The following is a 13912-nucleotide window of genomic DNA, read 5'->3' as shown; positions in this document are numbered from 1 at the left end:
CGCCCACGCTCAGTTGCCGCTGACGTTGTCGGCGCCGGCATCGGGCACGGGAACGACGGCATTGTCGGTGCTGTTGCCAAGCACCGATATTCCGCCCGGCGGCGCGATCCGCTCCATCGCTGTGGCGCGCTCCTCACTCGTCACCGAGCCGTCCTTGTTGAGATCCAGCTGGTCGAACCGGCCGAGCATGAACGCGCCCCATTCCTGCGAGCTCAAGCTGCCGTCGCCGTCCGTGTCGGCCTGCGCCATGATGCCGCGCAGCCGTGGCGGCAGTTCGTCCGGCGTCAGACGATCGTCGGCATTGACGTCCAGGCGGTGGAAGCGCCGCTCCACCATCCCGCCAAAGTCCAGCCGGGAAGTCACCGTGGGCGGCCGGTAATCCACCGCCATATTCTCGTCGGCCGATGTCCCCGATCCGCCGCACCCCGCCAGCACCGGCAGGACGCCAGCGAGCACGACCAACGACCGCATATATTATCCTCCAGAACCAGCCTTACGCTTCCAGTTCAACGTCCCAATAAAGCCAATCGTGCCACGTCTGATGAAGATAGTGTGGCGGATAGCTTCGGCCGTGTTCCTGCAGCTGCCAGCTGGTCGGTCGGATGGGCTCGATATGGAGCGGCATCGACGCTTCCTTCGGCGTGCGTCCGCCCTTCTTGAGGTTGCACGGGGAACAGGCGGTGACGACGTTTTCCCACGTCGTCCGCCCGCCCTGCGCCCGCGGCACGACATGATCGAATGTCAGTTCACGCTGCTGCGTGCCGCAATACTGGCAGGCAAAGCGATCGCGCAGGAAAAGGTTGAAGCGGGTGAAGGCCGGGAATTGCGACGGACGCACATATTGCTTCAGCGCGATCACCGATGGCAGCTTCATTGTCTGCGTCGGGCTGCGCACCTCGCGCTCGTAATGCGCGACGATATCGACACGGTCGAGAAACACTGCCTTGACCGCGGTCTGCCACGGCCAGATGCTGAGCGGATAATAAGATAGCGGCGTGTAATCCGCGTTGAGGACCAGCGTCGGACAAGCGTCCGGATGGCGGATCAGATCGGGATGGAACAAGCGCGCTCCCCTTCGATACTGTGTCGCCGCAGCGCATCGCGCCCAGCGATGACGCCATGATGACAGGCCGGGAATCACCGGGTCAAGGGGAGAGGATATATGACCGACAGCGTCACCTATGAAGTCGCCGACCATATCGCGACGATCACGCTCAATCGGCCCGAACGCCGCAACGCCTTGAACTGGGATGCTTATGCCAGGCTCGAGGCCGCGTTCCGCCGCGCGGTCACGGACGAGGATGCACGCTGCGTCATCGTCACCGGCGCCGATCCCGCCTTCTGCTCCGGCGATGACGTGGGCGAGATCATGGCCGGCCCCGATGCCTTTGCGAAGCGCAAGGCGCCGCCGGTCGTTCGTCATCAACCGACGCCCGCCGCCATTGCCGCGCTCGAATGCGACAAGCCGGTGATCGCCGCCGTCAATGGCGCCGCCGTCGGCTGGGGCATGGAACTCGCGCTTTACGCCGATATCCGCATCGCATCGGACAAGGCGAAGTTCGCCGAGCTCTTCATCAAGCGCGGCCTCGTCTGCGATGTCGGCGGCTTCTACCGTCTCCCTGCCATCGTCGGCCCCGCCAAGGCCGCGGAACTGCTTTTCACCGGCGACGTGATCGACGCGGCCGAGGCCGCGCGCATCGGGTTGGTGCGCGAAGTGGTGCCGCATGCCGAACTGATGGTCCGCGCCCGCGATCTCGCCGGGCGCATCGCGTCGAACCCGCCGCTCGCGCTTCGCTACATGAAGGAAGGGCTGCGCCGCGCCGCTTATGGGGATCCACGCGAGCTTGGCGGCTGGGCGATCGAGACGATCCGGCACCTGATGGGAACGCAGGATCACAAGGAAGGCGTCGCCGCCTTCATGGAAAAGCGCGAGCCGGTGTTCAGCGGCCGCTGAGGCCCGCGACGATCGGTCCAAGGCGAGGCGGGGCGGCGTCGGCGGGGGCTTGCCGCACTGCCCTGCGCCTCGCACATCGGCAGACGTGATCGTTACCCGCTTCGCCCCCTCTCCCACCGGCCAGCTCCACCTCGGCCACGCATGGTCCGCCATCCTCTCGCACGATCGCGCACGCGGCGGCGCCGGCCGCTTCCTGCTGCGGATCGAGGATATTGACGGCACGCGCAGCCGCCCCGAACATGTTGCGACGATCATCGAGGATCTCGCCTGGCTCGGCCTTGGCTGGGACGGCGAAATTGTGTTCCAGTCGCAGCGGCTGCCCGCTTATGCCGCCGCCCTGAATCGGCTGCGCGACATGGGGCTGCTTTACCGCTGCTATTGCACCCGCGCCGAGATTGCCGCCGCCAGCCTTTCCGCCCCGCACGGTGCCGAGCCGCGCTATCCCGGAACCTGCCGGGGTCGGGAGGGTGATCCCGCACAACCACATTGCTGGCGGATCGACATGGCCGCCGCCGTCGAGCGTGCCGGTCCGCTGAAGTGGCAAGACCACGGCAAGATGGTCGTCGCCGATCCGCTCGCTGCGGGGGACGTGGTGCTCGCGCGAAAGGACGCACCGGCCAGCTACCATCTCGCCGTCACCGTCGACGACGCTTGGCAGGGTGTGACGGACGTGGTGCGCGGTCGCGATCTGTTCGCCGCCACGCATGTTCACCGCCTGCTCCAGGCGTTGCTCGAACTGCCGACGCCTGCCTACCACCATCATGATCTGCTGCTCGGCCCGGACGGAAAGCGCCTCGCCAAGCGCAATGGCGCGCCCGCCCTTGCCGCGCTGCGTGCCGCCGGCGTAGACGGCCTCGCGCTTGCCGCCGATCTGCGCGCGGGGCGGGTTTCAAATCATGTCGCAAGATCCTAGATAGGTCTGATGCAGACGTTCCTCGTAATCCTTTTGATCGCGGCGCTGATCGCCACAGTCGTCGCGCTGGTACGCGGCGTCATCAGCTTTCTCCAGAGCGCCAGTGACGAAGCACGCGGCGTCGGCTCTTCGGGGCCAAGCGCGCTGCAGCTGAAGTCCAACCGGATGATGCAGCAGCGCATCCTGTTCCAGGCGCTTGCGATCCTCGTCGTCGTCGTCCTGCTGTTCGCCGCCGGGCGGACCTGACGGTTGGTCAAGCTCAACAAGATCTACACACGCACGGGGGACCACGGCACGACCGGGCTGGTCGATGGCAGCCGCGTCTCCAAGGCCGATCCGCGGATGATCGCGATCGGGGACGTGGACGAAGCGAACAGCGCGATCGGCGTCGCCATCGCCTCGCTTGGCGATCACCCCGTGATTTCAACGTTGTCGCGAATCCAGAACGACCTGTTCGATCTCGGCGCCGATCTCGCGACGCCGGGCGAGGATTTCATCCCGTCCGATATGGTGTTGCGGATGATCCCGGCGCAGGTCGACTGGCTGGAGCGCGAGATTGACAAGCTGAACGATCGCCTTGAACCGCTGCGCAGCTTCATCCTGCCGGGCGGTGCCGCCGCATCGCTTCACCTTGCGCGTGCGATCGCACGCCGGGCGGAGCGTGCCGCAGTGGCGATCGACGCACCGGTCAATCCGGCCGCGCTCACCTATCTCAATCGACTGTCGGATTTCCTGTTCGTCGCGTGCCGTGCGGTGAACCAAACGGGGGGCGGAGACGTTCTCTGGATACCCGGGGGATCACGCTAGCGCCGTGGGGCGCGTTACTGCGCCTGACCTGCGTATCCGAATTCTGGGGGAGAGATCAGAATGCGGTTACGCCCGACCCTGCAATCCGATGACCTCGCGGTCCGCTATTCCCGCGTTCGTGCGCTGACCGAGGCGCTCGTCGCCCCGCTCAGCGATGCCGATGCCACCGTCGAGTCGATGGACGATGCCTCCCCCGCCAAATGGCATCTCGCGCACACCAGCTGGTTCTTCGAAACCTTCGTGCTGCGGGATCACGCGCCGGGCTACCGGCTGCACGACGAACGCTTCCCCTTCCTGTTCAACAGCTATTACGAGGCCGAGGGGCGCCGCCATGCCCGCGCGCGTCGCGGCATGATCACCCGGCCGACGCTGGCGGAGGTGCTGGAATATCGCGCCGTGGTGGACCGCGCGATGATCGTCGCCTTCCCCGCCCTTGGTGGCGAGGCACGCGCCTTGGTGGAGCTCGGCTGCCATCACGAGCAGCAGCACCAGGAACTGCTCGTCACCGATATCCTCCACCTCTTCTCCGAAAACCCACTGGAGCCCAGCCTCTGGCTTCCCGAGCGCAAGGTGCCCGTCGAAGTTCCCCGGCCGATCGACTGGATCGAGCAGGACGAACAGGTGGTCGAGATCGGCCACGCCGGCGCCGGCTTCGCCTTCGATTGTGAAGGCCCGCGCCACCGTGCGCTTCTGTCGCCCCACCGGATCGCCGATCGCACCGTCACCAACGGCGAGTGGCAGGCGTTCATCGCCGACGGCGGTTATCGCACTCCGCGATGGTGGCTGGCGGACGGCTGGGCCTGGGTGCAGCGCGAAGGGATCACCGCCCCGCTCTATTGGGAAGAGCGCGACGGCGCCTGGACCCGCTTCGGGCTCGACGGCCGCCGCCCGGTCGATCCTGCCGCCCCCGTCACGCATGTCAGCTTCTACGAGGCGGACGCCTATGCCAGCTGGGCCGGCGCCCGCCTGCCGACCGAGTTCGAATGGGAAGCCGCCGCCGGCCACGATCCTGCCAGCGGCAACCAGCTCGACGTCGCCGGCGCCACAGAGCCGCGCCCGGCCCAGCGCGGCCCCGCCTTCTTCGGCGATGTGTGGGAATGGACCGGCAGCGCCTATCGCCCGTACCCCGGGTTCGTCGCCGCCGAGGGCGCGGTGGGCGAATATAACGGCAAGTTCATGAGCGGGCAGTTCGTGCTGCGCGGCGGATCCTGCGCCACGCCGCGCGGGCATCTGCGCGCCTCGTATCGCAACTTCTTCTACCCCCACCAGCGCTGGCAGTTCACCGGCGTCCGCCTCGCGAAGGATGCATGAGCACGCGCCGCCCCATCACACACCGGAAAGGATCGACATGCTGAAGCCAGAGATCGAGGACGGCCAGGCCTCGCTCGCCGATCCGCAGTTCCGCGCCGACGTGCTCGACGGCCTTGCCCGCCGCCCGCGCGCCATCCCCGCGCGCTGGTTCTACGATCATCGCGGGTCGGAGCTGTTCGAGCAGATCACCGCACTTCCCGAATATTATCCCACTCGCACCGAAACCGGCATCCTGTCGCGCATTGGCGGCGATCTCGCGCAGCGCCTGCCGCAGGGCGCCGCTCTCGTCGAGTTCGGCTCCGGCTCCTCGACCAAGACGCCGCTGGTGATCGACGCGATCCGCCCCAGCGCCTATGTGCCGATCGACATCTCGGGCGAGTTCCTGCGCGAATCCTCGCGCGCCCTGTCCGGCCGCTACCCGGGCCTGTTCGTGCTTCCCTTCGAGGCCGATTTCACCCGCACGCTCACCTTGCCCAAGACGATCGCCGCCGTGCCCAAGCTCGGCTTCTTCCCGGGTTCGACGATCGGCAACCTCATCCCGCGCGCCGCGGTGGACCTGCTCAGGGCGATGCGCGGCTCGCTCGGCATCGGTGCGCACCTTCTGATCGGCATGGACCGGATCAAGGACGAGGGCGTGCTGACGCGCGCCTATGACGATGCCGCCGGTGTCACCGCGGCGTTCAACATGAACCTCCTCGGCCGGATCAACCGCGAGCTTGACGGCACGATCCCGCTCGATGCCTTCCGCCACCACGCGATCTGGAACGACGATCGCGCCCGGATCGAAATGCATCTGGAGGCGACGCGCGATCTTGCCTTCACGGTTGACGGGCGGGACTTCGCGATCGCGGCCGGCGAGACGATCCACACCGAGAACAGCCACAAATACGGGCCCCGGGACGCAAAGATCCTGCTGCGCGCCGGGGGCTGGACCCCGGTCGCCGAACGGACCGATCCCGAAGGGCTGTTCGCAGTCTATCTCGCTGAAGCACAAGCGGATCGCCCTGCCCCGTGAGCCAGCGCGTCAGGTGACGGCGGCGCGCGCCGCATAGGCGGGATCGCGCCAAGCGTCCGCCGCCATCACCTCGGCCAGTTTCTCCACCGCCCGCCACACGTCCTCGTAGCGGGTGTAGAGCGGCGTCAGCCCCAGCCGCAGCACCTCGGGCGCGCGGAAATCGCCTACCACGCCGCGCGCGATCAGCGCCTGGCAGATCTCCCACGCATGATCGTGCGCGATGCTGACATGGCTGCCGCGCATCGCGGCATCACGCGGCGTAACCAGCGTGAAGCCGTGTCCGGCCAGGCGCGTGTCGATCCCCGCGATCAGGAGGTCGGCAAGCGCGCGGCTCTTGGGCACCAGATCACCCATCGTCACGCCCTCGAACGTGTCGAGCCCCGCATCCAGCGCCGCCATGCCGAGGATCGGCGGCGTCCCGCAGAGGAAGCGCTTCATGCCCCCCGCCGGCGCATAATCATCCTCGAAGTCGAACGGCGCGGCATGGCCCATCCACCCCGTCAGCGGCGATCGCAGCCGATCCTGCAGCGCCTTCGCCACATAGAGGAACGCCGGCGCCCCCGGCCCGCCGTTGAGATATTTGTAGCCGCAGCCGACTGCCAGGTCCGCGCCGCAGCCGTTGAGGTCCACCTCGACTGCGCCAACGCTATGGCTGAGATCCCACAGGATCAGCGCGCCCGCCGCATGCGCCGCGGCGGTGATCGCCGCCATGTCGTGCATCGCCCCGGTCTTGTAATGGACATGGGTGAGCAGCACGACCGCGGTGTCGCCATCGATCGCCGCCGCAATATCCCGCGTGGTGCGCACCTGGCGTCCGGGCAGCGTCGCCGCGATCCCCTGCGCGATATAAAGGTCGGTCGGGAAGTTGCCCGGCTCGGTCAGGATGGTGGTGCGGCCGGTCTGCGCCAGGCACGCCGCGGTCAGCAGCTTGAAGAGGTTGGCGGATGTGGAATCCGACACGATCACCTCGTCCGCCGCCGCCCCGATCAGCGGCGCGATCCGCGCGCCCAGCCGCGCCGGCGCTTCGATCCAGCCATGCTTGTTCCAGCTCGCGATGAGGTCCGCGCCCCATTCCCGCGTCACCGCATTCCCCACCCGCGCGGCCGTCGCCCGCGGCAACGCGCCCAGCGAATTGCCATCTAGGTAGATCAGCCCCTCGGGCAGCGCGAAGCGCGCGCGGTGGGAGCGCAGCGGATCGGCCGCATCCAGCGCCTGCACCTCGGCAAGGCCCGGCCAGCCACGCGCAGCGACCCCGCTCACCGCATCGCCCCTCACAGCACTGCCCTCACCGTGAGCAGTTCGGGGAAGAACACCTGGTCGATCACCTTGGCGAGGTACGGCACGCCCGCGGTGCCGCCCGTCCCGCGCTTGAAGCCGATCACCCGCTCCACCGTCTTCAGATGTCCGAACCGCCACAGCTGGAAGCGATATTCCAGGTCGACCAGCTTCTCGGCCAGCTCATACAGGTTCCAGTAGCGCTCCGGCGCGGCATAGACGTCGCGCCAGCATGCCTCCACCGCTGGAGATGCCTCATATGGCTTGGTGAAGTCCCGCTCCAGCCGGTCGGCGGGCACCGGCAGCCCGGCGCGCGCCAGCGCACGCAGCGCCTCGTCATAGATGCTCGGCCGGGCAAGCTCCGCGGTCAGCTCCGCCTGCAGGTGCGGCGCATCGGCGAAGACGCGGATCAGCGCCGCATTCTTGTTGCCCATCAAATATTCCATCGCGCGATACTGGTGCGACTGGAAACCGGAGCTACCGCCAAGCTTGCCGCGCATCGCGGAATAATCCGCCGGGGTGATCGTCGCCAGGATCTCCCAGCTGCTGATCAGCTGCTGCTGCACCCGCGCCACCCGCGCCATCATCTTGAATGCCGCGTCGAGCTGGTCCGCCGCAATCGCCGCGCGCGCTGCATTCAGCTCGTGAAGGCATAATTTCATCCACAGTTCCGATGCCTGGTGGATGACGATGAACAGCATCTCGTCATGCGTGCCGGACAATGGGCTCTGGCAGGCGAGCAGTTCGTCGAGCCTCAGATAGCTGGTGTAGCTCGGGCCGCTCGCGGGCGGCGCGGCATGATCGGTTTCGCGGGTCTCCATGCCGCCGGCTTGTAGGCGCAAGCGCCGCACAAGCGAAGGCGCGATGCGCCGCCTGGTGACACATGCAACGGCTGAACGGCATCACGTCAGGCCTTCGCTTGCGTCGTTCACCCCGCTACGCGAGGGCCAAGGGCAGGAGAGAGCAGACATGACCTATCTCGTCACCGGAGCGGCCGGCTTCATCGGCGCCGCCGTCGCGCGTCGGCTGCTTGATCGCGGCGAGACAGTCGTGGGGATCGACAATCTCAACGATTATTATCCCGTCCAGCTGAAGCGCGGCCGCCTCGCGACGCTGACGCATCCCAGTTTCACCTTCGCTGAGGTCGACATTGCGGATCAGGCGGCGCTCACCGCGGCGCTCGCGCCGCACCGGATCACCCACATCATCCATCTCGCCGCGCAGGCGGGCGTGCGTTACTCGCTCACCAACCCGCACGCTTATGTCCAGTCGAACCTCGTTGGTCAGGTGAACCTGCTCGAATATGCCCGCTCGCTCGATGGCCTCGCGTCGATGAGCTACGCCTCGTCCAGTTCCGTCTATGGTGGCAACACCAAGCTGCCGTTCGCGGAAAGCGACCGCGTCGACGGCCCGATCTCGCTCTATGCCGCAACCAAGAAGGCGGACGAGCTGATGGGCAATGTCTATGCCCATCTCTATCGCCTGCCGCTGACGGGTCTCCGGTTCTTCACCGTCTATGGCCCATGGGGCCGGCCAGACATGGCACTGTGGCTGTTCACCGACGCGATCCTCAAGGGCAAGCCGATCCGCGTCTTCAACAATGGCGACATGAGCCGCGACTTCACCTTCATCGACGATATCGTCTCAGGCGTGATCGCGGTCACCGACAGCCCGCCCGCTGATGACGGCACCAATCCGCCGCACCGCGTCTACAACATCGGCAACAACAAGCCCGAGCAGCTGCTGCGCATGATCGACGTGCTGGAGGATGCGATCGGCATCAAGGCGGTGCGCAGTCTCGAACCGATGCAACCCGGCGACGTCCCCGCCACCTATGCGGACATCACCGCGATCAGCCGCGATCACGGCTTTGCCCCCACCACGCCGATCGAGGTCGGCATCCCCCGCTTCGTCGACTGGTTCAAAGGATATCACGGGATCTGCTGACCCCGGCTGCGCCCCATCCCGCACTGTCCTACATCACCCTGACAGGCGTATTGTTCTCTTTTTGTTCTTGTGCAGGAGAGGACCATGATCGACGATCTCATCGATGCCGTCATCGACCGCGAAGGCGGCTACAGCAAACACCCGGCGGACCGCGGCGGCGCGACTCGCTGGGGCATAACCGAGGCCGTGGCGCGCGCCAGCGGCTATACCGGCGACATGCGCCATTTCGCGCGCGAGGCAGCCGCCGTCATCTATCGCCGCATCTACTGGCAGCGCCCACGGATCGACGACGTGGCGCGGCGCGCGCCGCTGATTGCCGCCGAACTGTTCGATACCGGCGTCAACATGGGGCCGGCGGTGGCAATCGCCTTCCTCCAGCGCGCGCTGAACGCGCTAAACCGTGGCGCACGCGATTATCCCGACGTGCTGCTCGATGGCCGCATCGGCCCGCAGACTTTGGGCGCGCTCGACGGCTTCCTCGCTACCCGCGGGCCGGCTGGCGAGACGGTGCTGCTCAAGGCGCTCGAGGCGCTGCAGGGCGAACGCTACGTCTCGCTGGCCGAGCGCCGTCCCGCGAACGAGGCATTCCTCTACGGCTGGCTCGCCAACCGCCTCGCCTGAAGGAGAAGGAACATGGCATTGCTCGATACCATCATCGGCCCGGTCGCCGGGCTGATCGACAAGATCATTCCCGATCCCAAGGCGCGCGAGGCGGCGAAGCTCGAACTGTTGCGCCTCGAAGGATCGCAGGAACTCGACCGGATCAAGACGCAGATGGCCGCCGTGCTGGCCGAGGCGGAATCCCCCGATCCCTGGACCAGCCGGGCGCGGCCGAGCTTCCTCTACGTCATGTACGTGTTGCTGCTCTGGTCGATCCCGATGGGGATCATCGCCGCGGTCAGTCCGGCGACGGCGCGGGTGATTGCGGGCGGCATGAACGCGTATCTCTCCGGCATTCCGGAGCCGCTCTACGCACTCTTCGCCACCGGTTATCTCGGCTACACCGCGGCGCGCGAATGGGGGAAGGCGAAGGCACGTTGAAAAATGCGCCAGAGCCTCAACTTCCTCAACATTCGCTCCAACATCGGCTCGCCCGTCCGTGGCGCGCGCCGTCAAGGCGCTCGCCGCCAGCGGGAGTCCCTGGCGGTGTTTCGCTCCTGCCTGGGGCGAGCGCGATGCTGGGGGCTGTTGAACCCGCGCCACACGTCCTACATCGCGCGCCATGAGTGAACAAAGCAGCATGCCCGTCTGGCACGGCACCACGATCCTATCGGTGCGGCGTGGCGGGAAAGTGGTCGTCGCGGGCGACGGCCAGGTATCGATGGGCCAGACGGTGATGAAGCCGAATGCGCGCAAGGTCCGCACGCTCGGCCCAGAGGGCAAGGTGATCGGCGGCTTCGCGGGCGCGACCGCCGACGCTTTCACCCTGTTCGAGCGGCTCGAGGCAAAGCTGGAACGCCATCAGGGCCATTTGATGCGCGCCGCGGTGGAACTGGCCAAGGACTGGCGCACCGACAAATATCTGCGCAACCTGGAGGCGATGATGATCGTCGCCGACAAGGACGTGACGCTGATCCTCACCGGCAATGGCGACGTTCTGGAGCCGGAGGCGGGCATCGCCGCGATCGGCTCGGGCGGTAATTTCGCGCTCGCCGCCGCTCGCGCACTGGTCGATTATGAAAAGGATGCGGAGACGATCTGCCGCAAGGCGATGGCGATCGCGGCGGAGGTCTGCGTCTACACCAACGATCGGTTGGTCGTGGAGACGCTCGACAGCGCGGCCTGATCGTGGCCCGCCAGTGATTGCGACGGATTGCGCTGGAGCAGCGGCTAAGCGCTTGTCTTCCGCCGCGCGTCCGTCCAATCACGGCGCCCATGATCCGTTCCTTTTCCACCGCCCCCCGCTGGGTCGCAGCGGGCGTGGCGGCGCTCTCGCTGATCGCATGTTCGCAAGGTGATGCCCGGCCGAAGTCCGCGTCGTCCAAGGCGCCCGCCAAGCCCTATTCGCGCGATCCCTACCCCTCCACCTACCGCGCCTATCCGGGCGTGCCGACGGTGGTGCGCAACGTCACGATCTTCGATGGCGAAGGCGGCCGGATCGACAATGGCCAGGTGCTGTTCGCGGATGGCAAGATCGTCGCGGTCGGCGCCAGCGTGAATGTGCCGGCGGATGCGCAGGTGATCGACGGCACCGGCAAGTGGGTGACCCCCGGGATCATCGATATCCACAGCCACCTCGGCGATTACCCGACCCCCAGCGTCCAGGCGCACAGCGACGGCAACGAGGCAACCAGCCCGATCACCGCGGATGTCTGGGCCGAACACAGCGTCTGGCCGCAGGATCCGGGCTTCAGCCGCGCGCTGGCCAATGGCGGCGTCACCACGCTGCAGATCCTGCCGGGTTCGGCGAACCTCATGGGTGGCCGCTCGGTCACGCTGAAGAACGTCTATTCGCGCACCATGCAGGGCATGAAATTTCCGGGCGCGCCCTACGGCCTGAAAATGGCGTGCGGCGAAAACCCGAAGCGCGTCTATGGCTCGAAGAACCGCCAGCCCTCCACCCGCATGGGCAATATCGCGGTTGACCGCGCGACCTGGGCCAAGGCGCAGGACTATCGCCGCAAATGGGACAAGTACGAGGCTGACGGCGGTGAGCCGCCCGCGCGCGACATCGCGATGGACACGCTGCGCGGCGTGCTGGCGGGCGAGATCCTGATCCAGAACCACTGCTACCGCGCCGACGAAATGGCGATCGTCGAGGATATGGCGAAGGAGTTCGGCTACAAGGTCACCGCCTTCCACCACGCGGTTGAGGCGTACAAGATCGCTGACCTGCTGAAGGCGAACGGCACCTGCGCCGCGGTCTGGGCCGATTGGTACGGCTTCAAGATGGAAAGCTATGACGGCATCGGCGAAAACCTCGCCATCCTCGAAAATGCCGGCACCTGCGCGATGATCCACTCGGATGACGAAAACGGCATCCAGCGGCTGAACCAGGAAGTGGCCAAGGTCCTCGCCTCCGGCCGCCGCGTCGGCATCAACGTCGCGCCAGAGGTGGCGTGGAAGTGGCTGTCGCTCAATCCCGCCAAGGCGATGGGCATCGCCGACCAGACGGGCAGCCTTGTCCCCGGCAAGATGGCCGATGTCGTGCTGTGGAACGGTGATCCGTACAGCGTCTACACCCGGCCGGAGAAGGTGTGGATCGACGGCGCGCTCCTTTATGATGCCAATGATCCCAAGCGTCGCCCGGTAAGCGACTTCGAGCTTGGCCAGCCCGGTTCGGGAGACGTCAAGTGAAGCGCGCTTTCCTCCTCCTCGCCACGATGCTGGCGAGCCCGGTCGCCGCGCAGACCGTGGCGATCACCAATGCGACGATCGCCGTCGGTGATGGCAGCGCACCGGTCGAAAACGGCACGGTCGTGTTCCAGAACGGCCGCATCGTCGCCGCCGGCAGCGGCGTGGCCGTGCCTGCCGGCGCACAGGTGATCGACGGCAGTGGCAAATGGGTCGCGCCCGGCTTCATCGCCGGCTTCAGCGATCTTGGCATCAGCGATGCTGGCGGCGTGCGCGAAAGCAACGACACGGGCGCGCGCACCGCGCCGTTCAACGCCGCGATCGACGTTTCCACCTCGATCAACCCGGCCGAGGTGAAGATCGCCAATGAGCGCCTTGGCGGCGTGACCCGCGCGCTTGTCGCGCCGGAGGCGTCGAACTCGATCTTCGCCGGTCAGGGCGCGGTGATCGATCTTGGCAATGATCCCAATGCCGTCACCCGCCCGCGTGCCTTCCAGTTCGTCGAGCTTGGCGAGGCTGGCGGGCGTCTTGCCGGCGGCAGCCGCCCGGCGGCCTATGCCGCGCTTCGCGATGCGCTGGCGCAGGCGGAGGATTATCGCCGCAACCCCGGCGCCTTCGGTGGCCGCGAGAAGGATTCGATGGTCAAGCGTGGCGACGCCCAGGCGCTGCTCCGCGTGCTCGACGGCAGCGTGCCGCTCGTCGTCCATGTCGAACGCGCAAGCGACATCCTCACCGTCCTCGCCCTGCCGCGTGAATATCCCAAGCTGAAGCTGGTGCTGACCGGCGTTACCGAGGGCTGGATGGTCGCGCGAGAGATCGCCGCCGCCCGCGTCCCCGTGATCGCCGCCGCGCTCGCCGATCTGCCGGCGCAGTTCGAATCGCTCGGCGCGACCGAATCCAACGTCGGCCGAATGCGCGCCGCCGGCGTGCAGGTGGCGCTCGCCTCGACCGGCAACAATGGCGGCGAGCACAATCTGCGCCAGTACGCCGGCAATCTCGTCGCGATCACCCGCGTGCCCGGCCACACCGGCCTGACATGGGGTGAGGCGCTGGCCGCGATCACGTCCGGTTCCGCCGCGGCGCTCGGCATGGACAATGAACTCGGCTCGCTGCGCGCCGGCCGCCGCGCCGACGTCGTGCTGTGGGACGGCGATCCGCTGGAGATTTCCTCCGCTCCCACTGCGGTGTGGATCGATGGTCAGCCCCAGCCGATGCACTCGCGCCAGTCGCAGCTGCGCGATCGCTATCTGGTGCCGACCGAACGCGCGCTGCCCAAGGCTTATGAGCGCTGAGCAGCAGGTGAGCGGCGGTGGTTGAGATGATCGTGGCCCCCCGCCCGCGCGCCGCGGGCCTCACCGCAGGCGCCAGGCGCATCGCCGCTGGCGCCGGGGACGTT

General features: G+C 67.1%; 16 protein-coding genes. 12 read left to right on the top strand and 4 right to left on the bottom strand.

The genetic code is table 11. The annotated features are described in order from the left end of the window. Positions 1-9 precede the first annotated feature (9 nt). On the bottom strand, positions 10-471 hold the full coding sequence (locus ACH0CP_RS05320) for an EF-hand domain-containing protein (RefSeq protein WP_294444640.1): 462 nt from the start codon (positions 469-471) through the stop codon (positions 10-12). Positions 472-493: 22 nt separating this feature from the next. After that, a complete protein-coding gene (locus ACH0CP_RS05315) occupies positions 494-1063 on the bottom strand; it encodes an HNH endonuclease (RefSeq protein WP_294444641.1) in 570 nt (189 codons plus the stop codon). 99 nt (positions 1064-1162) lie between these two features. Here ACH0CP_RS05315 and ACH0CP_RS05310 point away from each other — a divergent pair, with 99 nt between their 5' ends. From ACH0CP_RS05310 to egtD, 6 genes are all read left to right on the top strand, one after another. Next, positions 1163-1954, top strand: a complete 792-nt coding sequence (locus ACH0CP_RS05310) for an enoyl-CoA hydratase/isomerase family protein (protein ID WP_294444642.1) — start codon at positions 1163-1165, stop codon at positions 1952-1954. A gap of 85 nt (positions 1955-2039) precedes the next feature. Then, positions 2040-2867, top strand: a complete 828-nt coding sequence (gene gluQRS / locus ACH0CP_RS05305; RefSeq protein WP_294444643.1) for a tRNA glutamyl-Q(34) synthetase GluQRS — start codon at positions 2040-2042, stop codon at positions 2865-2867. Between the two features lie 9 nt (positions 2868-2876). Next, a complete protein-coding gene (locus ACH0CP_RS05300; protein WP_294444644.1) occupies positions 2877-3113 on the top strand; it encodes a twin transmembrane helix small protein in 237 nt (78 codons plus the stop codon). Between the two features lie 3 nt (positions 3114-3116). Next, positions 3117-3674, top strand: a complete 558-nt coding sequence (locus tag ACH0CP_RS05295; RefSeq protein ID WP_294444645.1) for a cob(I)yrinic acid a,c-diamide adenosyltransferase — start codon at positions 3117-3119, stop codon at positions 3672-3674. A 60-nt stretch (positions 3675-3734) separates the two neighbouring features. Next, positions 3735-4985 carry an ergothioneine biosynthesis protein EgtB gene (gene egtB / locus ACH0CP_RS05290; RefSeq protein ID WP_406888352.1) on the top strand — a complete coding sequence of 417 codons (1251 nt, stop codon included), beginning with the start codon at positions 3735-3737 and terminating at the stop codon, positions 4983-4985. A 37-nt stretch (positions 4986-5022) separates the two neighbouring features. After that, the gene (egtD, locus tag ACH0CP_RS05285) at positions 5023-6000 is read left to right on the top strand and encodes an L-histidine N(alpha)-methyltransferase (RefSeq protein ID WP_294444647.1); all 978 of its coding nucleotides are present in this window, start codon (positions 5023-5025) and stop codon (positions 5998-6000) included. Positions 6001-6009: 9 nt separating this feature from the next. Here the strand turns inward: egtD and kynU are convergent, their stop codons facing one another. Continuing rightward, entirely contained in the window at positions 6010-7260 is a 1251-nt protein-coding gene (kynU, locus tag ACH0CP_RS05280) for a kynureninase (RefSeq protein ID WP_294444650.1), read from the bottom strand. Positions 7261-7271: 11 nt separating this feature from the next. Next, a complete protein-coding gene (locus tag ACH0CP_RS05275; protein WP_294444651.1) occupies positions 7272-8096 on the bottom strand; it encodes a tryptophan 2,3-dioxygenase in 825 nt (274 codons plus the stop codon). A gap of 148 nt (positions 8097-8244) precedes the next feature. Here ACH0CP_RS05275 and ACH0CP_RS05270 point away from each other — a divergent pair, with 148 nt between their 5' ends. The 6 genes from ACH0CP_RS05270 to ACH0CP_RS05245 all read left to right on the top strand — a co-directional run bounded on the left by ACH0CP_RS05270 (position 8245) and on the right by ACH0CP_RS05245 (position 13808). Beyond that, a complete protein-coding gene (locus ACH0CP_RS05270) occupies positions 8245-9222 on the top strand; it encodes an NAD-dependent epimerase/dehydratase family protein (RefSeq protein WP_294444652.1) in 978 nt (325 codons plus the stop codon). 84 nt (positions 9223-9306) lie between these two features. After that, the gene (locus tag ACH0CP_RS05265) at positions 9307-9843 is read left to right on the top strand and encodes a glycoside hydrolase family 108 protein (RefSeq protein ID WP_294444653.1); all 537 of its coding nucleotides are present in this window, start codon (positions 9307-9309) and stop codon (positions 9841-9843) included. 12 nt (positions 9844-9855) lie between these two features. Further along, entirely contained in the window at positions 9856-10263 is a 408-nt protein-coding gene (locus tag ACH0CP_RS05260; protein WP_406875833.1) for a holin family protein, read from the top strand. A 199-nt stretch (positions 10264-10462) separates the two neighbouring features. Next, positions 10463-11008, top strand: a complete 546-nt coding sequence (hslV, locus tag ACH0CP_RS05255; protein ID WP_294444836.1) for an ATP-dependent protease subunit HslV — start codon at positions 10463-10465, stop codon at positions 11006-11008. 89 nt (positions 11009-11097) lie between these two features. Then, positions 11098-12519 (top strand): amidohydrolase, encoded by a 1422-nt coding sequence (locus tag ACH0CP_RS05250; protein WP_294444837.1) that lies wholly within the window; start codon positions 11098-11100, stop codon positions 12517-12519. Beyond that, entirely contained in the window at positions 12516-13808 is a 1293-nt protein-coding gene (locus tag ACH0CP_RS05245) for an amidohydrolase family protein (protein ID WP_294444838.1), read from the top strand. The genes ACH0CP_RS05250 and ACH0CP_RS05245 overlap by 4 nt, the downstream gene beginning before the upstream one ends. The last annotated feature ends 104 nt before the right edge of the window (positions 13809-13912 follow it).

Source organism: Sphingomonas sp. 179-I 2A4 NHS (assembly GCF_045369135.1).
In the GTDB taxonomy this organism is placed as follows: domain Bacteria; phylum Pseudomonadota; class Alphaproteobacteria; order Sphingomonadales; family Sphingomonadaceae; genus Sphingomonas.
Note: the sequence above shows the minus strand (reverse complement) of the source record. Positions and strands in the feature narration are given on the sequence as shown.